We start from the raw sequence: 20,888 nt of genomic DNA on the forward strand, positions 1-20,888 counted from the left end.
GAGGCCCTCGTCATTGAGGCACGACCGCGTTGACCAATTGGTGCGCGGGGTTCAGTGAAGTCGGCATCCGCGAACGCATCGGTCAACACCACGGCAGTGGCGTGGATGTCGTCATCATCGAACGCCGCAGCATCACCGTCGCTTCGTGATGTGTCCGGACGGCCCGTGTTCGAGGGTGGTGACGCGTGCCGTGGCGTGGGCCAGCTCGCGGAGCTGATCGTTTTCGAGTGCCAGGCGCTGGATCTGGGCGCACGCGAGGTCCAGCTGGTGGCGCAGGTCGCGGTTCTGCGTCCGCAGCACGGCGTTGGCGTGCGCGAGGTCGCGGGCTCCCTCAGGTCTGGTCCGAGCCGACGGGCCGGCTGCCCCTGGTGTCTGCTGGGCAAGCTCTGCGACCACATCGGGGAAGTTGCGGCGGAAGGTGGTGTTGGCCAGACCGAAGTGCTGGGCCAAGGCGAGCACGCTGACCCGGCTGCCGTCGCGGCTGATGGCGGCGAGGGCGGCGTGGAGCTCGTCGCGGGTGGGTAGACCGGAGTGGCGGGTCATGGCGTCTCCATGGATATGTCGGCGAGCAGCCGGGCGATGTCGTACTGGCGGCGCCGCAGGCGGTGCGCCAGCAGTGGAGGAAGCGACGCTGGGTTCGTCAGGGCGTTCTTGAGCCGGTGGTGCTCGCGCTGTAGCGCGGCCGCGTTGCCGGGCGTCAGTGCTACGTTGGAGCATTCGAGCGGGTGGCAGTGCTCCAGCGCCGGCCCGGTGGACCCGGCGGCTTGGGGCGGTGGCAGGCATCGCGCTGTGGCTGCGGTGAATACGCAGGTCGCGTAGGTGCCGGGGTAGATGTCGGGTTCGTGGCGGGCGAGGAACCGGCGGGTTCGGACCGGGTCGGCCAGCACGAGCCCGGGGAAGTCCGGGTTCGCGGTGAGGACGTCGAGACGTCGTCGCGCTTCCTCGGCGGCTGGGCCGGTCAGGTCGTGGTGGTAGGTCGTGGCGATGTCGGTGAGGTGTTCGCCGCGCAGCAGGGCTTGTTCGCTTTCGACTTCGGCGCGGAAGCCGGAGCGTGAGGTGCCGGCGTAGCCCTCGAACATCTGTATGCCGTGGTGCTTGTATTGGATGGCGCCGGCGATCGAGCCGCCGGGGCGACGCGCGATGAACCACGCGAGGGTGCGGCGGAATTGGCTGCTGCGTAGGCGGAAGACGCTGCCGTCGGTGGTGGTGATGACGTCGGCGCGTCCGGCACGGGCGCAGTAGGCGTTGGCCCATTTGACGAATTCGTTGAGCTGTCGGTTGGTCGATAGTGTGTCGATGACGTCGGCCGCGCGGCCTTGGGAGCGGCTGAGGGGGCGGAAGAGCAAGTTTTCATCCGATGGCTGAAGTTCTTCGAGGACCGCCACCGCGCGCGCGGCGGGTGCTCCGATGATCCAGGTTTCGGGTGTTCCGGCGGGATCGCGTTGTCCTTTGAAGACTCTGCTCGTCAGCCGCCATCGGTAGGCGGCGCCGGTACTGTCGCGCAGCGTCATGACGCCGCTACGGCGGATGTGCTTGATCTCCGAGTCGCGCAATCCCGAGAAGTAGGCCACGACGATGTAGCAGGCGGTGTGCAGCAAACGGGCGAGGACGGCGACTGACTGGGTTGGGTGGCGGGTGGCGATCCCGTCGACCCAAGGTTGTCCGTCGAGCTGGCCGGTGATCGCGGGAACGAGCCAAGTGTGGTCGGTGACGCCGACGACCGTGGCCGTTTCGTGGATCATCCTGGCTGGCACGGGGGCGTGCAGTCGGCTGCGCTGGCAGCCGATCTGCGAGCCGATGAAGTAGGCGTTGGGCTTTCCGTGCAACCCGGGTAGCGGAGTGGCCTCGGCGAGGTGCTGCTGCAGGTAGGTGTCGAGCCGGGCGAGGATGTCGCTCTGGCGGGTGAGCAGCGGGCCTGCGAGCCGCTGTCGCTGGGCTTCTCGTGCGCGGACTGCGGTGAGGATATCCGGGGCGAAGTCGTCGGTGAAGCGCAGCGCCCAGGCCAGCAGCGGCGCGAGCACCGGTTCGGGAATCCGGGCGGTGCGGTTCTCCGCGACGGTGCCCGCCGGTGTGCACCAGCCCTCGGCGTGGCGGGGGTCGACGGTCAGGCCGTCGTCGAGGTGGTGGCGATAGCGCCACAGCAGCCCGATCGTGGACCTGACGTTGCCCGCGGCCAGTGGCGTCAGGGGCGAGGAGGCCAAGGCCTGGTTGTAGCGGCACAGGTCCGCGGTCGTGAGGTCGGCAAGGCATCGGCGCGGCATGTGTTCGGCGAGCCACAGGAAGAACCGCCGCAGCCGCGACACGAGGTTGCGGATCGTGCCGATGCCGTAGGGCCGTTCGCCGCCGGGATGCGGGCCGGACAGCAGCCCGTGGCATAGCTGCTTGGCGGATAGCCGGTAGGGCGCCGGGATGGTGGCGAAGTTCAGGATCATGGCGTGACTGTGGTGTTGCAGCAGCGCGGGGGTGAGGTCCCACAAGTCATCGGAGAAGCGGGAGGTTTCCTCGAGCTGCACGCTCGGGCGCAGAGGGCGGTCGGCCAGCACGAGAACATCGTCCGCGCCGGGAGATGACGACGGGGTCGTCGCAGGTGTGGTCACGGCCATTCCCAGGGGGCTTCGGCGAGGTCGAGCATCATCTCGGCGGGCGGGCTGTGTTGCGCGCGGGCGACCTGCGCCGGGGAGAAGCGTGGCAGCACGTCGTGCTGGATGGCTGCCCACGTGGTGCCGTAGCGATCCCACCAGTCCTGTTCGGACAGTGTCGTGCGCCGCCGGTTCAACGCTGCGGTGAGCGCGGTGATTGCCGGCAAGTGTGCCTCGGTGATCAGGCAGTTGCTGCAGTGGAAGCACGCGAGCATGGTGATCGGTCGGCAGGCGCGGCCGGTGCCGGGGCGATGCTCGGGATCGCGGCACGCCGACCACGGGCCTTCCGTGGCGCTGCGGTCCGCAGCGCCGGTCGGGTCGACCGCCAGCGTGGCGGCACCGGTGTGTTCGAGCGCACGGCGGTGCGCCGTCAACGCTGTGGTCTCTGCGTCGGCGACCGCGTCCCCGATCACGTCCTCGGCCCAGTCCGTCGTCGTGGGGTCGCCGCGCAGGTAGTGGGAGAACAACACCGGCACCGTGTTCGACCGGGCGGCCGACGGCAGGTGCCCGCCGACGGCGCGGGTGCGCCGCACTTCGGCGCTGGTGCGCACGCGACGCAGATCGACGGGCAGCGGCCGGGGGCCGTCGTCGATGTCGGCAGCGTCGACGAGGAGAGTGTGCCTGGCGGCCCACTGTGTGAACGGGACGCCGCTGCCCAGGCGCCGAGCAAACGGGTTCCGGACCTGCAGGCCATCAGTGGCACTGCGGGTGTGGCTTGCCCAGCTCGACCAGAGGGTGTCGCTGCCGGTGAAGCCACGCCCACGCTCCATCAGCCGGTGCAGCAGCAGGTACAGCCCTCCCGGGGTGTGCAAACGGCGATGGGCAGGCCCGATTTCCCAGGTCACGGAGTCGAGCCAGCCTCGCGCGCCGCGGCGCCGTTTGACCAGCTGCAGTTCCACCGCGCGGTCGCCGACGAGCCGGTGCTCGGCGGGCAGTTCCTTGACGGTTTCGATGTTGCGAGCTGAGACCGCGACCAACAGCACCAGCAATGCCGGCAGGTCGGCGCGGGTGACGAACAGGTGCCCCGCCAGTGCCCGTTGCGCCTCCTGCCAGGGCACGTCGGCGCTACCCGCTTGCGTCGGGACCACGCCGGTGACGGCGATCTCGGCCAACGCGGCTCCCAGCGCGCGGTCCTGCTGCTGCAGGTCCTTCGGTGCCGTGCGCCAGGCTTGCAGGATGTGCTCGCCCCGGTCGATCCGGTCGGCGACGTCCGCGACGTCGGCGCGGGCTGCGGCCACCAGGCGATGGAACTCGCCGTCGGAGTAGCCGGGCAGGCTGCGGTGGGTCGTACCGCGGGTGCGCACTGCCAGCACGTCCCAGGCGGTCGCCGGGATTGAGTCTGCATCTGGCAGGTGCCGTAGAAGGCGGCGCAGCTCGGCGAGCTCGGAGGTGACCACGGCGCTCGAGGCCGCGGCGCGTCGATGCAGGCGGTACTGGTGCAGGTGCCCGGCAATCAGGGCTGGGGGATCCGTCGGTGGCTCGGGCAAGCTGGCGAGGAAGCGCAGCAGGCGAGCGGCGGCGATCCACGCGTTGTTCGCCGACTCCCGCGTGCGCAGGCCGCCGGCCGGGCCGGTGCGTGCGGCCAGGGCCTCGGCGATCGGAGCGTGCCAGCCCGGCAACGGCAACGTCCCCACCGGCCACGCCCCAGAGCGCCCGTCATCACCGACGAACGGCGCACTCAACTGTCCACTATGCCCGGTGGCCGCCGCCGGGGCCGCATAGTTTCCGCTGGGCATCGCGGCAGGCCGGCTGGGTCCGGTGCTGCCCCGGCCGGTCACGGACGAGCCTGTTCCGTTGGGTGCGCGACGGCGTCGGTCCAGTCGTCGGGCACCAGCGCCAGCCGGGTTTCCATGTCGAGCTCGGCCAGTGTGTGCAGGTAGATCTGCGTGGTCACCACGGACCGGTGGCCCAGTCGGCGCCGGACCCAGTCGAGCGGATCGCCGAAGACCCGCACGTACTCGCTACGTTGCGCCGGATCCAGCGATCCCAGCGCGGCCAGGTGACCGCGCTGTAGCTGCTCCAGGGTGATCACCGCGAACGAGTGCCGCAGCATGTGCGCGTGCACCGCAAACGCGACTCCGACCGCACGGCAGCGCGCGTTCGCCTCGGCGAACATCTTCTTCCACCGCGCCACCGACAAGGGCAGACCATGCTCACCCAGCCACAACGCCGCGGGCTCGAGGCCCTGCTCGGTCTCGACCAGCAGCCGCCGGCGTGCCTCCCAGGCCAGGTTCGCCACCCGCACCGCGCGCCCACTCCGATCGCGCGCCAGCAACAAGCCGCCACGGCTGTGCTGGTCGATCACCAGCGGGTCCCGGATCCGCGTGTAGCGTCCCGCCGATCGTGCCTGCTCGACCACCTCGCCGCGATCACACCGCACGTACGCGGCAACGTCCGCGACGACCGCGGCCGCCACGTACACCGTGCGACCCGATCCGCCCTTCGCGATCGCGGCCGGCAACTCGAACGGCCGGTACGCCATCCCGTCTCGCGCCAGCGGAAACTCCAGCACGGTCAGCGCGGACTGTTCACCCAGCCGCAGGCCCGTGCGGATCATCAGATCACAGAACGCCGCGTCTCGTGAGCTCCATCGGCCTCGGAAATCCATTCGCGGCAACCCGTACGTGTCGAACCCTCGCACGCCGATGTCACGCCAGACGCGGTAGTCCGCGATCGGGATCCACGGCACCCGAGCCGGGCCGATGTCACGCGAATACGTCGCCGGGCGCTGCTCGTCCAACGTCGAGCGGGACGCCCAACCGGCACGGGCGGCACCCGGCCGGCGCCAGTGCTGCGGGACCGGGCTGACCTCGACGTGCCCAGCCGCGAGAGCCCAGCGGTAGAACTGGTTCACGGCGGCCAGCTCCCGGTTCCACGTCGACCCTGACACGCGTGGCCCCTGTTCGTCGTGGCGGCGCCAGTGCAGGTAGGCCAGGTGGTCCTCTTCCCGCGCCTGATTCCAGCGTCTCCGAGCTCGGGCAGACCACAGGAAAGTCAGGAACGCGGCCAAGTCCCGCGCGTAACCGTGCTGAGTTCGCTCCGCCAGCGACCGCATCCGCGCACTCGCGAAGAAGCCGTTCAGCCGGACGTCGTACTCAAACTCGGGCGACAACACGAACGGTGCACCCGCCACCACCGGCGCCGACCGGAGCCACCCGGACCAGCCGACGCCCACCCGGTGACCCCCGACAGGGGCCTCTTCCACCTGCGCGGGTGTCGTGCGCACCCGCCATCGTTCCAAGATCGTCATCAGATCGACGATGGTGCGGTCAGTGACCGCCTACACACAAGTTGAACGCCACGACAAGCTCCCACACCACGCCAGGATCGCTGTGGGAAGTCAGCGACAAACATCGAACACAGGTACGACTACGTGCCTGATCCTGAGTGATGGAACCGGAGCTGTCAAACCGAGGTGACCCGGGTAACCCCAGGTGAAAGCCCCGACACGGTCCACGGAGATGCGTGGTAGAACGTGCCGTGCGTGGTTGACTGCGTGGCGGGGTCATTAGGCCGAACGACTGATCTGGGGAGTACGGGTGGCGGAGGAGCCGGACCTGACCGGGGCAAGGGTGTACGAGGCCGAGGGGCGGCCGTCGATCGGCGGTGGACGGTGGTACGTGCTGCCCGATGACACGAGCTACTTCAAGCCGACGGACGGGCCGCTGCGCCCGTCACTGATTGCAGCGCATACGCTCCGCGATAAACCCGCCTGGACCGAGGTCACCAGCGGCTGACGCGCTCGCGGCAAGCCAGTTCGCTCACGCGACGGAAGGTCGCGAGAGTCGAAACTTTGGGATTGGTTCCGGCGGGGCCTGGTGGTCGCGAACCGGCCTGCTGGACGCCCGAACTGCCCTGCCTTCGCCTCGCAGCGCCTCGAGAGGAGCATCGTGCCCGGACCGACGACCAGCTCACCTGTGCCCGAGCCGTACGCACGACGCCTGTTGGCCGAGCTGGCCGACATTCACGCCACCTTCACCGAGATCCTGTCGGCCTCCGAGATCATCAACGTCGACCCGAACAGACCCGGCAGCGGCGTGCTGTTCATCGGCCACGCGACCTGGGGATGGGCACCGAGCCCTGATCCTCTCGAGGCTGATCGGATGGCGCTGCTGCGCCGCGTCCGTGACTGGGAACAGCGATTCCGGCTGCTCTTTCCCCACCCGACACCGACAGTCCAGGGACGGTTGGACGACAGCTTCAAGCTGTTGGAATCCTGGCTGGTCAGGACACGCGGCGCGCATGACGTTCCGCCGACCATGACCGCGGCTGTCCGTCAGCTAACGGAAACGGTGGACGGCCTCGGCGCCCTGATCGACCTTCTTCCTGCAGACCAGTACGCAACCCGGCTCACCGTCGACACCAACACGCTCATCGACAACCCTGACCTGGCCGTACACGTCGGCACGCTCGGTGCCAAGTACATGGTGCACCTGTTCCCGGTCGTCCTTCGCGAGATCGACGACCTTAAGCGTGGCGGCAAGACTCAAGATCTTCGCGAGGCGGCCAAGCGTGCCGAAAGGCGGCTCAAGGGCCTGCGGAACAACGGAAACGTTCAGAACGGCGTTCGTGTCGCCGGTGACGTGTGGGCGGTCTTTGAACACATCGAGCCGAAGAACGATCGGCTTCCGTCGTGGCTGGATCTGACCGTGCCCGACGACCGGTTCGTCGCGTCCACCCTCCTGTTGCAGTCCGACCATCCGGGATCCGCGCTCTACGTCGCCACGGGCGACATCAACATGCAGACCAAACTCGCCGCCGTTGGCCTCCCATACGTCGAATTGCCCTGAAGCAAAGCCGATTTCGGCAGCTGGGTGCTCGACAGTTGCTTCCCGATCCCCGAAGCTCGGTGAAGACATGCTGGGTCCAGACTGCACGATCATGCGGTTCTGACCCGGTGGGTGGCGTAGCTGACGACGTATCCGTGTGCCGGTGAAGGCCGACAGCGGACCGAGGGCCGCCTGTGCGATTCCACTCAGTCGCGGCTTGGTGTCGCGTGCGAGCGACAGGCATTGTGGAGCAGGTGGAATCGCGGGAGTTTCGGGTGCGGTTGCCGTCCGACATGTCGCCAGCTCAATACGCGGCGATCGTGCATGCGGTCGCCGGAGTCCTCGACGCTGCCGGCGTTGTCGCCGCATCCTCGATCGTTGTGGATCATGTAGCTTGCGACACGGAGCTGAACGCTGCGTTCGACGAGTTCAGCGCCGCGTACCCCTGGAGCGACCGCTGATCGGGCTCAGAAAAGAGCACGGTGTCTTCAGCTGAGTGTAGCCCGTCGCCACCGGCACATGGTTCTGTGTCGGCTTTATCGACCTGAACTGTTCCGAGTTGTCGTGGGGACGGTTCGCGGTCGCGCATGACTCGGGAGGAGGCTGGCCAGAGGTTTAGGGCTCGGCGGCACACGGGGGGGCGTTGTGCCGCCGAGCCAGACTGGCGGTGATCGGGACGGTCGGGGGACGTGCCGGACCGATCATCTCAGCGTCAGGCAAGCACGCGGCGGCGACAATGACGTCCGGAGCCGGAGTTCATCAAGACGGGCGACACGCCGATGCCCTGAGTCCAGCAGGGCAGCGGCCCCCGAACCCGCTCGGGGCATCCGGGCACCGGCTGGCACCTTGTATCGCCGTCGGCCAGTTGAGGCGAGGCGGGGCGCAGGTTCCCCCGAATGCGGTTTTGATTCCGCCTGCCGGGAGGTGCACAACATCGTGGAACGCGCGGCTTGAAGGTCTGATCACGGGGTGGGGAACGTCGTTCCACTGTCGTCTGCCAGCGACCGGAGCCAGGTAGGGCGTGGCTGACTTCACTTGCCGGCAGGTTCGGCTAGGTTGTGCGCGGTGAGCCTCGAAGCCCCGGCAATCGCGCTGGCCACCGCCGTGATGAAGGCCGCCGCTAAAATCTGGCTCGGCGATCGCCCGATCGCTGCTGACGCAAGCGCGAAAGTGTTCGATCTGCTGGAAAAGCAGGTTACAGGCCTCAACGATCGCCGCAAGCTGAAGCTGTTGTTCACCAACCTTGAGGACCGTGTCGTCGAACGGCTCCTACCGTTCCTCGATGTCGAGTTCCGCGGACTGCCGGACAACGAACGCGCCGCGGCCGTGGACGCGGCGCGTGAGACGTTCGACCGCGCCGCACTGAACGACGACGACCTATTCGCTACCGACCTCGACGCAGGGTTCCTCTACCGTTACCTATGTCGTACGGTCCGCGGCGTTCCACGCGAGTTTCTGCTCGCGACCGACGCGGCTGAGCTGTACCACCGGATCCTGCGGGAATGCTGCGCATACCTGGTCCAGGTGACCACCACCCTGCCCCGATTCCAACCTGGCGCACTGATTCAGGTCCTACGGCGCGAGACGGAGATTCTTGAGACAGTGCGGACCGTGCTGGCGTCCATGCCGGAGCGGCGTCATCCGGACGCCTTCGCCGCGGACTTCCGTCGGCAGGTCGTGGCGGCGCTGGACCGGGTGGAGCTGTTCGGCGCGGACCTCACCGGACCGACCCGGATGTACCGGCTGTCGGTCGCGTACCTCAGCCTAAGCGTGAGTGCCGACCATGATGGCCCACCTCTCGACCGCATCGAACAGGTCTTGCCGATCGCATCCCGCATCCTGTTGCGTGGTGAAGCCGGCTCCGGCAAAACGACCGTACTGCAGTGGCTGGCGGTGCAGTGCGCGAGCCGGCAGTTGACCCACGTAGCCGGTTGGGACGAGGCTGAGCCATTCCTGTTGCGGCTGCGGCGGTTCACCCACTCGCAACTGCCCACACCAGAACGTTTCCTGGACGAGGTTGGTCGGCACATCGCCGATGAAATGCCGGCGGGCTGGGTGCAGCAACGCCTGCGCAGCGGTAGGGCTGCCGTGTTGGTGGACGGGATCGATGAGTTGCCGGCCGAACGCCGGTCCGAGATCCGGGCCTGGCTGAGTGAACTGATCAGCGCGTTCCCGCGTGCCCGATACGTCGTCACGACCCGGCCGGCGGCCGTCGAGCGAGACTGGCTGGCTGCGGAGGCGTTCACCGAGGTGGCACTGCAGCCGATGACTCCGCGCGACGTCCGGACGTTCGTGGCACGCTGGCACGCCTCGATGCCGACCGAAGATGCCGTTGCTGACCGTCGCGACGCCCTGATCTCGGCCATCGGCGCGCGATCCGCGTTGCGGCGCCTGGCTGAGACCCCGCTGCTGTGCGCGTTGCTCTGCGCGCTGCACTATGCACGCAACGGCCACTTGCCCCATAACCGCATGGAGCTGTACGACGTCGCGCTGCGCATGCTGCTGGAACGCCGCGATGTCGAACGCCGCGTCGAACCCGACATCCAGCTGTCGCTTACCGAAAAGCAGGTTCTGCTGCGCTACCTCGCATACTGGATGGTCCGCAACGGCCACACCGACGTCCCCGCCGAGGACGCCGAGGCCCGCCTCGCAGCGAAACTGGCGTCGATGGAACAGATCAACGCCACGCCACACCAGGTCTTCCGTCACCTGCTCGACCGCGGTGGTGTGCTACGCGAACCGGTGCCCGGCCGGGTCGACTTCGTGCACCGATCGTTCGGCGACTACCTAGCGGCGAAAGCAGCAGTAGAAGAGGACGACATCGGCGCGCTGGTGGAGAACGCGCACCGAGACGACTGGCGTGACGTTGTGGTCATGGCAGCGGGGCATGCCCACCCCGAGCAACGGACGACGCTGATCAAGCGACTCTTGGATCCCGATCAGAGTCGCGACACTTTTGCGGATCCGGACGGATTCAAACGCGGGCTGGTCGCCCTCGCTTGCCTGGAGACCTCCCCAGAGCTCGATCCGAACCTGCGTGCGGCGGTCAAGTTCCGAACGTCGTTTGCCGTGCCGCCACAGGCGTTCGACGTTGCCGAGGAGCTGGCTGCGGCGGGCGAGTTTGTGCTAGACCTGCTCGCCGGGCCTGTCCCAGAAAAGCCTGAAGCTGCCGCAGCAACCGTGCGTGCCGTCGCTTTGATCGGCGGGCCCGCTGCCATGGAGCTTTTGACGCACTATCGCGGGCAGAGTCACACCGCAGTGGTGGAAGAACTCGTGAAGGCACGTGAGAGGTTCGACCCCGCAGAGTTCGCCGAGCGTGTACTCGCCGACAGCCCCCTCTATGACGGCCTCATCACGGTGTCGGATCCGGCGATGCTCGCCGGCTTGGAGCACCTGCGGTACTTGCGCTCACTCACCTGTGATTTCGACGATGGCTATGGGTCGCTTCAATTTGTGCGACATCTGCCTCAACTGCGCGAGCTGCGCGTGGCGGACGGAGCGGGATACGATCTGGAATCGCTGGAGGGTACTCCACTCGAACACGTCGCCCTCCTCGATCCAGACGTTCACTTCCCATGGTCATCCTTCGACGTGGCGCCCCTCGCTGAAGTTCCGAACCTGGCCCGGCTGACCGCCGAAGTCACCACGCACGGCTGGAATCGACTAGCAGACCTCGCGAATCTACGGCGACTGGAGCTGAGCTATATCACGCAGCCGGAGCAGCTGACAGATCTCGCCCCGCTGGGAGGACAGTTGCGTTGGTTAGACCTGCTTTATGTGGATCACCTGTACGACCTTTCGCCTCTGTCGTTCCTAAAGGCTCCTGAGACTCTGGGCTTCGAAGGCTGCGAAGACCTGCGAGACATCTCCCGGCTCACTCGATGGTCGGAGTCGTTGACTCGCTTAGAGATACATCGCTGCCCGGTCGAGGATTGGGCACCTCTGACTCATTTGATCGGCCTGCGAGAACTTCGCCTCGGCATTTACCATCCTACAGATTTGAGCTTTCTGTCAGGTTTGCGCTTTCTACGTCGCCTTTGGCTCGGAGAACCGGGACAGGTTGACCTCAGTCCGCTGGCCCGGCGAGCAGGTCTCACCGTGTGGGTTGGGAAGGACACGGAGCTAATCGGCGAAGGGGCGCTAGGCCCTGGCTGCAGAATCAGACGATTCTGACCCGTTCACGAGGTAATCCCGGCCCTCGCCCCTGGCCCAGTGATTCCGGCCGTCCTCACAATCGCTGAGACGCTTGCGCTCGTCTCAAGTCATGGACACCAGCAGCAATACCCCAGGCCTGTTCCGTTCACCGAAGATGTTGCAGAGGGCGTCGTCGACGCGCTGCGTGAGCGTCTCATCCGCACCGCTGGGCAAATGCCGTCGCACCGGGCTGGGACTACCGCAGCGATGTCGCCTACCTGCGGGACCTGTGCGCGTACTGGGGTGAACGATTTCGACTTGCGGGCCAGGAGAAGCGCCTGAGCGCCGTCGGCCACTTCGTCGCGGCGCTACCGCGGACCTGTGGCCGATCGACGCTTCAGTGCAAGTGCTTGGCGGAACAGGCTCGCATTCCTCTATCGCCGCGGGTCGCATCTTCGCCTCGCACAAGCAGCGAAGAACACCGTCGTGTCCGCTGCCGGACGCGGGGTGTTCTTCATGTCGAAGATGCCTGAACTTCGAGGATCGCAACTACTTCACTTATCAGCCGATTGACAGCAGCTCTCGCTGGAAGATCGTGAAACGAAAGGGCATCTTCCCGTCGATCCACTGGACGGTGCATCGTATCGTCGCCCTGGGCGCGAAACTCGCCGAGGCGCTTCATGTAGTTCTTATCCGTCCTGCCCCACCCATACTGCTCTATAACCGAGCTGAAGGTTGTCTGGCCAAATATGGGCGGCACGTGATCAAGGATTGCCCTCAGCAGCGCATGGCAGGCGTAGACGTTCTCACTCGCAGAATTTTCGTTCAGCTCACGCAGGAGTTGCAGCAGCTTCTTTAGATTCCACTTCGTTGCCGCTTGTGCCGCTTCCAACTTTTCAATCAGTGTCTCATCAACGTAGCTCGGTCGAGGCACGATTATAGGTGCAAGTCGCGGCACTCGCGGCTGATCGTCATCTCCCGGGAGTTCTTCGACCCATTGAATAGCCCTGCGAACATATCCGGTGAGGTCTTTAGCGCCATCGAGACGCATTAGAACTTCACGGTTGAGAGTGATGCTCCATACGCCAGTCTCATGATTATGACCGGAACCGTTCGATAACGGCATCGGTTCATGGCGAAGAAGATCAGGCATCAAAGCGTAGAAGATAGAGCCGTGATCGTCCCGCTTAAGATCTTTGTTTGTGATTACGGCAGGTTTTACTTCGTAGGGATCCACCGGCGCATGCTTGATTGCATCGATCATGAATTGGATGGCGTGCATGAAATCTTCGCCGACGGGCTCAAATTCCGGCAGATGAAGAGCCGCGGCCATCGTCAACCGAACCACGGTCTCGTCGCGGATGACCTGGTCGTCATAGCGGACCAAGCCATACTCCCGATAAATTCTCCCGACCGGACGCACGACAGGCAGCGACTTGAACACAGTCATCGCATCCATGCCCATACCGGTCTGCGCGAAGGTCCGGTCGACATACTGCCAAGTAGGCCAGCGGCCAGAGTGCTCAGCTGGCTCGAAAATCACGCGGAGCAACATCTCCTGCTCAACGGGGATTTCGGAGATCAGGTCAGCCGGTGCCCTCATGACGCATCGCTTTCAACCACACTCGGCCGCGCCCCAGCAACCAAGAACTCATGCAGCCCGCGGCGCACGGTAGGCATCGGGACTTCAACGCTGGCCGGCACCTCGCTGTGGTTGCCCATGTAGATGTAGTCGACCATCGTGTCGGAGTCGCCGTCCCCGACAGTCCAACCACCTTCGGTCCGGGAGGTGTACCCGATGAAGCCCTTCTCCTTGCCGAGCCCGACCTCGAGGGCAGGCGAGCGCTTCACGCCGGCGAGGGCCACCTGGATCATGGGCGGAGCCACGTTGTCGGCCGTCTCCGCGACGATGCGGTCGATCAACTCGTCGAGCTCGGCGGCGGTGTTCACGCGGATCACGACGTTGCCGTCGTCATCCTTCGGCGTCTGGTCGTACCAGATGTCGAGCGCTACCACTCTTCGCCTCCCTCGAACGTCTCCTGATACCCATCGGGACCGTACAGGGTGAGGCTGTAGCCCTCCGGGAGCAGGACAGGCAGCAGCGAGTCGCATCCCAACGGACCGACGCACGGCCGGTTATTCAACACCAGTTCGGTCTGCCGCTGGCCGCTCTGGATCATCCCGGCGGCGACCTTGGCCTCGACGTGCGTGGTGATGACGGGCTTCCGATTGGCGGGCACCCCGGCTTGCTGAAGTCGCGCCCACGCCGCCGCTGATGCTTGGTCCTCACCACTCACCGTGGTACGCACGTTACCTTGCGCATCTACCCACTGACCGTGGGTTTTCTTGTTCTCAGGGTTCGGCTTCGGGACCGATGGCGGCAGTCCGGCGCGAAGTTCCTCCACCTTGCCGGGATCAAGCTTGCCCAGGCTCGCCGGTTGATCCTTCGGCGTGGGCGACTGCGGCCGGCGGCCGCCAGGAGGTGACGGTTCTACGTTGCCGACCTTCGCCAGATAGCCGGTGAGTCTTCGGGCGGCGGCTCTCAGCGTCTGGTTGATGCGTCCCGAGTCGGCGATGGCGCTTGCAAGGAGCCCGACGGCCTGACTGGCTTCCTGGTCATCAGTGCCCTGCAGGGCCTGTGTTAGGGCAGCGTGGGCCTCTTCGATTGCTTGGCCGGCTTGTTCGAGGACGGCAGTCGGGAGCTTGCCGATCGCGGCGTTCACATCGCGCGCGATGTCCTCGACCGACACCAACTCCCCCTAGCAAGATCGCTAGGAACATACAAGCAGGTCAGGCAGCGTAAGACCAACCTGCTTAGCCCTCGCGGGTCAGGTGCGGCAACTACTGTCGATCAATCCGAGACGACGCGGCTCAGATGCTCCGCAGCTGCACGAGCCGACCAGCTGGGCCGTGCCGTCCCGGTGGAACTTCACCGCAGGCCCACCTGTTGCCGGGGCCAGTGCCGCCCGTCATGTGCGGGTTGTTCGTGCAAATTCCTCTGGCAGACTGGCCGGCCTCGGCGCACCTGATGGACGAGACGACCGTCGTGTCGAGCGGCTGAAACTGAGTCGGAAGGTGCGGCGAGCAGTCCGGCGACTCGCCACTGCGGAAGCCGGTCGCCACCGCGTGGCTGCCGCCACGCCGGACGCGCAGGCTGTACCGGCGCGAGCAAAATCTGGGCTGGCATCCTGAAACGATGAGTACCTCAGGTCCGGGCCGCGGTCGCGACGACTTGGGACGCGCGATGTTGGCCCAACACCCTCGTGGCGAACAATGGCGACAGCTCGACGTGACCATCGCCAACCTGACCTTCGAGCAGATCACCCGCATGGGCTCACTTGGCCAGGAACGCGACTCCGACCGTCGGACTGTTCGGGAGAGGATCATCACCCGGATCACCGACCCTGAGTTGGCCGGACGGCTCGCCTCACGGTGGATCCGATGGAAGGACACCTTCGGCCGGCCGATGCCCACCGAGCTCGACGATCCGATCGCCGTGCTGCGCCATCCCTACCAGGAGCGGCGCGAACGGCGGTCGCCGTACGTGCCAGCTGCTTCGCGCCAACCCTTCGGGTGACTCCGCGGGCCATCGAGCCGCCGTAGCGGTCGTCAGTGCTAGAGGGCGTGCTCGCTCTAGCGGATCACGCGGCTCGCGGCGTTGAACATGTTGTGGGCGAGAGCTTCGTTGACTCGTTCGCTAGGAATGAGTGGCTGGGCAAAAGGATCGTCCCAATCAACGTGAGCCCGACCGTTTTGCCCCGGGCCAGCAGCAGCGCCGCGTCGATCGCCTTCGTCCCGACCGGGCGCAGCGCGAACGCGCAGATCGAGCGCGTGGCGACGTCGATGACGTGGGTCAGCTCCGGACGGACGCCCGTCCCGCCGTGCAGCAGCAACGCTCGATCGACGATCTTCGCCTCGTTTCAGCCCCAGCACCACCTGAGCGGTGCGCGCGGGCGTGCCAGCGGTCCGCTTCACGAGCGGGTTCGGCGCTGGATGTCGTCGAATTGGGTGTAGGGGAAGAAAGCGGTGTCGAGGCCGAGACCACGCGTGAAGCGGCGGTAGAGCCGTTCCACCACGGCGGGGGCGTCGTCGAGCATCTCGTCGGTGCTGGCGTCGGTGATGCTGGTGTAGGTCGGTTCTTGGTAGTGGATGCGGGGGACCCCGAAGACGTGCTGCATGGCGACCGTCGACAGTTGGCCCGCGAGGCCAGTGACGTGCACCCCGATGTCCCACATGCCGCGATAGCCGGCGTGGGTCCTCAGGATCGCCGCGGCCACCACCACGACCTGGTGGGCGAGTTCGAGGTGATAATGCGGCGAGATGCACTGCAGCTCTTGCTCTTCGCGCACCCAGTCGCGGGTGCCTTCGCAGCTGGTGACGCGCAGACCGCCATCGTCTTCCAGCAGCAGCTGCATCGCGTACTCTTCGGTGCGCCCAGCGTGGCCCGACTGCCAGGAGGTCACCATCAGCCCGGCGGCGTGCGGCACCTTGTACTCCAGCATCTCGGTCATCGTCCGGGAGTTCTGGGCTCGGCCGGGAAGGTGCTCACGCAGCCAGATCGCCGGGTGGCTTGAGGCGAGAATGTCGGTGACGCGCGTCGCCGGCGGCATCGCCGGCTTGGCGAAGAGGTAGATGTGGCCGAACCGTCGCTCGGGCTCGGGAACGGGGTCGAAGTCGCGGCTCATGGCCAGGAGCTGCTGGGCGAAGGCCCCGGTCCGGGCAGTGCGCTCGGCGATCAAGCGGCGCACTTCGCTGTCGGCCAGGGGCCGCTTACCGGTGGCGCTGCGGCCCCAGTACCGGTCCTCGACCATGTGCGGGGCCCCGGCCGAGGCGGGCACGGTCACCAGCAGGCACGGCTGGGCGGCTTGATCGTCGGCGCTCAGGATGTCGATCACGACGTTGAGCGGGGGCTTGATACGGCCGGTGGCGATCTGGCCGATCCGCTCGCGCAGGCCATCAGGGTTGCCGACACCCACCAGGCCGGACGCGTCGACGATTTTGTCCACGGCCCCGACCACGTAGACGCCGCCCTCGACGCTGAGGGACGCGAGATCCTTGGCCAGCTCCACACCCCCCTTCGTTCCCTTCGGGATGTCTTCCTTGTGCTCGACCCACTGGTTTTCCTGCATTACTCCCGCGTCGACCGCGGCGCGCAGTTGCTGCCAGGTCTCGATCTGCACCGGCGGACGTCCAGGCCCCAGGTAGAAAGGCGTCGAAGGCATCGGCACAGTCTGCCCGAGCCGCCGTCGTCCGGCGCTGTCCGCGCCGGCGCGTGTCGGTAGCGTGCCGGGTTCTCCGTGACGGCGCCCCGCCCACGGAGATCTCGGTATGTAGACCTTCGACGCGCACGCAGGAGGTCCGGCGACGCGGCCACGCGGATTGGTCTCGGCAAAGCGCTCAGCTGGACAAATACGGGACACTTCTCAGCCAGTAGCGTCTTGCTGTTCGACATGCCGAACCACTCGACAACGGTGAGACGATGACGCCCCCCGCTTCCCGACGCTCCGCCGTCCTCGGTCGGCGCCGCCCACGCGGCCTACGCGTCTCTGCAGACACTGTAGTTTCTCGTTGCTGCACGGGTTGTGCGCGAAGTCGATCTCGAGGACCAGGTCGGCGCCGCTAGGCTGGGTGATCACAACGTCGAGCCGCCCGGGATGATCGGAATGGTCAGCCGATAGCCACCAGTGGATTGTGACTCTGTTTCCAGAGTGTTGACTTCTGCTGTCAGAAGTCAAGGCCGAAAAGTCACTAATTGTAATCAATCGAGTACTTGGGTGCTCCGTGGCAGGCATTGCCTGCGCCCCGAGTTCTCGGGTGTCGGCCCGGCGGCCGGTCGGCTGACATCCCGTGACGGGTCGTCGGTCATCGTGGTCCCCTCGCTGACCCCGGTCTTGACACCGACAGTAGCCAAGGTCATCGCTTAGTGTCGATATTCTGTGGCGCGGCGCTCCCCGGTCCTCGCCCTCCTCGGTGGCACCATGGCGGATCGGGCCGAGGAAGCAGGGGAGGGTGCGTGGCTACTCCGGTCGAGACGGCGAAGGTGGTCAAGTTCGCGCTCGGCGCGCTGGCCGGGGAGAACGGGCATCACTCGTTCGAGGACTTGTGCAGGCAGGTCGCCAAGTTGCGGATCGCCGGCAACGTGCTGCCCGCGACGGGGCCGGTGTCCGCCGGCGGTGACCAGGGACGGGATTTCGAGACCTTCCGCACCTACCTCGTCGACGAGCTGCCGTTCGCGTCGGGATTTCTCGCGCTCGCCACCAGGGACGTCGTCGTTTTCGCTTGCACGTTGCAGAAGGACAAGCTGAAGGCCAAGTTCGAAGCGGACATCAAGGCCATTTGCACGCAGGGCACACCGGTCGACCGCATCTACGTCTTCGCTGCCGCGGACGTGCCCGTACGCCTTCGACACGACCTGCAAGCCTTCGCGCAGGAAACGTACGAAATCGGCTTGGAGATCATCGACGGGACCGCGCTCGCCGAGTGGCTCGGCGAGCCGAGCCTCTACTGGATCGCCGAGCAGTACCTGCACCTGCCCGCCGAGCTGGCGCCCCCGCCCGACGAGCCCGGACTCGAACTTCCCGGCTGGTACACCGACCTCCGTGCGTACTGGCAGGCACCGCACCGGACCCCGTCGAACCTCGGCGACCTGTTCGACCTCCGGCACGGTCTGCGCCACGCCGTCCCGCCGGGGCCGGCGCGAGCCGATCTGGACGGTTGGCTGCGGTTGATGACGCAGCTCGCCGAACAGACCGCCGATACCGAAGTCCGACTGCACGCCGTCTACGAGATCGCGGTGGCGCGCAGCCGGGGCAAAGGTGACCTCCGGCCGGCCGAACCGTTGGTGCGCCGGTTCGCGGCCGAAATCCACCTGACCGAGGATCCGAGCCTCCTCTTCGATGCGAGCGTGCTGATCCAGTTCTGTTCCGCGGCAGCGGTGGCCGGACACACCGACATCCCGCTCTCCGAGACGCTGGACTGGTTGCCGCGTCTCCGCCGGCACGTGAACGGGCTCCTCGACCGGGAATGGGGCCCGAACACCCGGGCCGGTCTCCTGCAGGCGGCCGCGAACGCCGCGCTGCTCGTCGACTTGACGGGCACGCCCGGCGCGGAACCGCATCCCGGTACGACCCTGGCGGAGATGGACAGGGTGTACGAGGAGGTGGCCGAAGCCATCGAGAGCGGCACGCTCCACGGTCACCTCGGTGAAGCGCCGCTGGTGGACCTCGACGATGGCATGCGCAGGCTCGCCGAACTCACCGAACTGCTCCCCAAAGCGCCGGGCTACCCAATCGAGGCGTTCGCCACGATCATCGACCTGCAGGCGGTGAACCTCTGCGACCACCCCCGGTACCGGCCGCTGTGCGACAGCCTGGACGAGGCCATCAAAGCGCAGGAAGGGGAGGCCGCGGTCGGCGAACGGCGCCGGCAGCGAGCGATCACACTGCAGCGGGCGGGTCGGCTCCTCGAAGCTCTCCGCGAATACCACCGGGCCAAGATCGAATGGTTCCACGGCGACACGTTGCCCGGCGCCATCCGGGCCGTGGCGCACATCGTCGACATCTACCGGTCCTTGGGGATGTACCTGGCCGCCAAGAAGTACGCGCTCGCCTTGGCTGCGATCGCCCGCGGGAGCCTGGATCCGTCGGATCGTGAAGTCATCCCGAAGGCGCTTTTCTCCGCGGCCGAAATGGACTGGCTCGCCGGAGCGTGGGTCGCGGCCGCAGACTTGGCGTCGATCGCGGGGATGGCCCACTACGCGCACGCGCCCGACCCGGAGAACTTCGAGCGGCACGCATACGTACCCGATGGTGTGCGCGACCTGGCGATCAGCCTGCTGGTCGCCAGGCAGGTACGTCCGGACTTCGAGCCGGCACTCCTCGAGATCCTCGATCGGGGCCCGTGGGGGGCCATGGCCCGGGCCATGGCCGAGACCGCGGCGGAAGCCGTGTCGCGAACCGAGGCCGAGTGGCTGGACTGGTTGCCGGACCTGGTCGGCGCGCCCTTCAGCGACGTCGGCCCGGAGCGCGTCCTCACCTTCCGGGCGCTCGGCGTCTCGTGGTCCGTCCACTGCGCCAACGACCAAGCCACGGTCCTTGCCATGGAGGACTTCGCGTCCTCTCTGCAGATCGTGCTGGTGGAAATGGCATCGCTCGACCCCATGCTGATCCCGCAAGAAGTCGACATCGAGGTCCGGACCTATTCCGCCGGCGCACGGCCGATCGACACGCACATGACCCGGGCCGACGGTGACCGGCGCCGGTGGCTGCTGCTCATGCCAGGCGAGCCCCAGGCCGAGGCAGGTCCGGCGGACCCCCGCGACAGCGTCGTCAACCTGGTTTTTCGGGTCCTGCTCGGCAGCTCGCTTTTGGATCGGGAGCAGTTCGGCAGCCTGATGGACCAGGCGGCCGGCAATGGCCTCTTCGGCAACCTGGAGATCGGCCGCCCCTACCCCGAGCTCGCCCGGTTCCGGACGCAGCCCGTTCCTCCGCTCGCCGACGCCCCGCATCGCCCGCTCACCGGCAACGCGCGTCCGCAGACAGGCTCGTCGCTCCTGGAGCCGCGTACCGACGCCGGGCCCGGCTACACCGAAGAAAAAGCACGGGCGGTTCTGGCCGAGCGCTATGAGCTCCTGCCTGTTCCTATTCGGCACACGCTGCCGGAACTGCTGCGAAGCGAACCGGTGCGAACCCTGTTCCAGGAGTTGCGTGCGGAAGGCTGGAAGGACTGGCACTTGCTGTCGGTCGTGACGAACCTGACCATCAACCACCGGGTGGAGGAAGCTCACGGGCCGATCACCGCAGGTCGTGTGCAAGAACTCATGGGCGCGTTTCACGCCGAGGCGCGGCGCAAAGAGCAGCCGGACGACTCCCGGATTCCCGCCGAAGAGGTCGACCGCGGAGCCTTCGAACGATGGATCCGGGTGGTCGCGACGAGCAGTCTCGGACGCTGGAACCTGACGCTGCACCACGGTGACGTACCGGGAGACGCCGTGCTGCGGGTGCTCGAGCAGCGCTATGGGTTCCGCGAGGACGACATCGCACACGCCGACCCGTTCGACGGGTTGCTTTCCTGAGCTAGCTGGGGTCGATGTTCGGCGTTCTGTCTTTTACGCAGCCGGGTGCCGCCGCGCACTGAGTTCGCCGTGCGTACGTCCCGCAGGTCCTCCCTGAGCCCGTCCAGCAACCCACCAGATCCGCAAGTCCCTTCGTGGCCGGTCTGCTTCCGAAGCGTCCAGCACGGCCAGACCCGTTCGGAAAGAGTGACGTGCTGCTCTCGACGGACTAGGTCGTGCAAGTGCTCGAGCGGGCTGACTCGGATCGATCTGCGAATGCTAGGGTTTAGGAGC

The 20,888-nt window shown here is 66.6% G+C and carries 15 protein-coding genes; 6 read left to right on the forward strand and 9 right to left on the reverse strand.

The genetic code is table 11. The features are described from left to right. Positions 1-132: 132 nt before the first annotated feature. The 4 genes from ACZ7OH_RS28310 to ACZ7OH_RS28325 form a co-directional block, all read right to left on the reverse strand. On the reverse strand, positions 133-543 hold the full coding sequence (locus tag ACZ7OH_RS28310) for a helix-turn-helix domain-containing protein (protein WP_470283588.1): 411 nt from the start codon (positions 541-543) through the stop codon (positions 133-135). Next, positions 540-2,597, reverse strand: a complete 2,058-nt coding sequence (locus ACZ7OH_RS28315) for a hypothetical protein (protein ID WP_470283589.1) — start codon at positions 2,595-2,597, stop codon at positions 540-542. The genes ACZ7OH_RS28310 and ACZ7OH_RS28315 overlap by 4 nt, the downstream gene beginning before the upstream one ends. Continuing rightward, positions 2,594-4,321: a hypothetical protein gene (locus tag ACZ7OH_RS28320; protein ID WP_470283590.1), complete on the reverse strand. Its 1,728-nt coding sequence runs from the start codon at positions 4,319-4,321 to the stop codon at positions 2,594-2,596. The genes ACZ7OH_RS28315 and ACZ7OH_RS28320 overlap by 4 nt, the downstream gene beginning before the upstream one ends. A gap of 92 nt (positions 4,322-4,413) precedes the next feature. Then, on the reverse strand, positions 4,414-5,889 hold the full coding sequence (locus tag ACZ7OH_RS28325) for a tyrosine-type recombinase/integrase (RefSeq protein WP_470283591.1): 1,476 nt from the start codon (positions 5,887-5,889) through the stop codon (positions 4,414-4,416). A 289-nt stretch (positions 5,890-6,178) separates the two neighbouring features. Here ACZ7OH_RS28325 and ACZ7OH_RS28330 point away from each other — a divergent pair, with 289 nt between their 5' ends. The 4 genes from ACZ7OH_RS28330 to ACZ7OH_RS28345 all read left to right on the forward strand — a co-directional run bounded on the left by ACZ7OH_RS28330 (position 6,179) and on the right by ACZ7OH_RS28345 (position 11,581). After that, positions 6,179-6,376 carry a hypothetical protein gene (locus ACZ7OH_RS28330; protein ID WP_470283592.1) on the forward strand — a complete coding sequence of 66 codons (198 nt, stop codon included), beginning with the start codon at positions 6,179-6,181 and terminating at the stop codon, positions 6,374-6,376. 153 nt (positions 6,377-6,529) lie between these two features. After that, positions 6,530-7,429 (forward strand): PIN domain-containing protein, encoded by a 900-nt coding sequence (locus ACZ7OH_RS28335; protein ID WP_470283593.1) that lies wholly within the window; start codon positions 6,530-6,532, stop codon positions 7,427-7,429. 233 nt (positions 7,430-7,662) lie between these two features. Beyond that, a complete protein-coding gene (locus ACZ7OH_RS28340; RefSeq protein WP_470283594.1) occupies positions 7,663-7,869 on the forward strand; it encodes a hypothetical protein in 207 nt (68 codons plus the stop codon). Positions 7,870-8,473: 604 nt separating this feature from the next. Then, positions 8,474-11,581 carry an NACHT domain-containing protein gene (locus tag ACZ7OH_RS28345; protein WP_470283595.1) on the forward strand — a complete coding sequence of 1,036 codons (3,108 nt, stop codon included), beginning with the start codon at positions 8,474-8,476 and terminating at the stop codon, positions 11,579-11,581. A 475-nt stretch (positions 11,582-12,056) separates the two neighbouring features. Here the strand turns inward: ACZ7OH_RS28345 and ACZ7OH_RS28350 are convergent, their stop codons facing one another. The 3 genes from ACZ7OH_RS28350 to ACZ7OH_RS28360 are packed head-to-tail and all read right to left on the reverse strand — an operon-like array spanning position 12,057 to position 14,292. Continuing rightward, positions 12,057-13,145 (reverse strand): hypothetical protein, encoded by a 1,089-nt coding sequence (locus ACZ7OH_RS28350; protein ID WP_470283596.1) that lies wholly within the window; start codon positions 13,143-13,145, stop codon positions 12,057-12,059. After that, complete coding sequence (locus tag ACZ7OH_RS28355) at positions 13,142-13,558, reverse strand: Imm1 family immunity protein (protein ID WP_470283597.1); 417 nt, start codon at positions 13,556-13,558, stop codon at positions 13,142-13,144. Before ACZ7OH_RS28355 ends, ACZ7OH_RS28350 begins: the two co-directional genes overlap by 4 nt. Then, a complete protein-coding gene (locus ACZ7OH_RS28360; RefSeq protein WP_470283598.1) occupies positions 13,552-14,292 on the reverse strand; it encodes a DddA-like double-stranded DNA deaminase toxin in 741 nt (246 codons plus the stop codon). Before ACZ7OH_RS28360 ends, ACZ7OH_RS28355 begins: the two co-directional genes overlap by 7 nt. A gap of 539 nt (positions 14,293-14,831) precedes the next feature. Here ACZ7OH_RS28360 and ACZ7OH_RS28365 point away from each other — a divergent pair. After that, positions 14,832-15,119: a hypothetical protein gene (locus ACZ7OH_RS28365; RefSeq protein WP_470283599.1), complete on the forward strand. Its 288-nt coding sequence runs from the start codon at positions 14,832-14,834 to the stop codon at positions 15,117-15,119. A 64-nt stretch (positions 15,120-15,183) separates the two neighbouring features. Here the strand turns inward: ACZ7OH_RS28365 and ACZ7OH_RS28370 are convergent, their stop codons facing one another. Both ACZ7OH_RS28370 and ACZ7OH_RS28375 read right to left on the reverse strand, forming a co-directional pair. Continuing rightward, entirely contained in the window at positions 15,184-15,435 is a 252-nt protein-coding gene (locus ACZ7OH_RS28370) for a hypothetical protein (RefSeq protein ID WP_470283600.1), read from the reverse strand. A gap of 78 nt (positions 15,436-15,513) precedes the next feature. Continuing rightward, on the reverse strand, positions 15,514-16,722 hold the full coding sequence (locus ACZ7OH_RS28375) for an AlbA family DNA-binding domain-containing protein (RefSeq protein WP_470283601.1): 1,209 nt from the start codon (positions 16,720-16,722) through the stop codon (positions 15,514-15,516). A gap of 860 nt (positions 16,723-17,582) precedes the next feature. Here ACZ7OH_RS28375 and ACZ7OH_RS28380 point away from each other — a divergent pair. Further along, entirely contained in the window at positions 17,583-20,615 is a 3,033-nt protein-coding gene (locus tag ACZ7OH_RS28380) for a hypothetical protein (protein ID WP_470283602.1), read from the forward strand. Positions 20,616-20,888: the final 273 nt, after the last annotated feature.

The sequence above is a fragment of the Amycolatopsis sp. NPDC114478 genome (assembly GCF_055633805.1).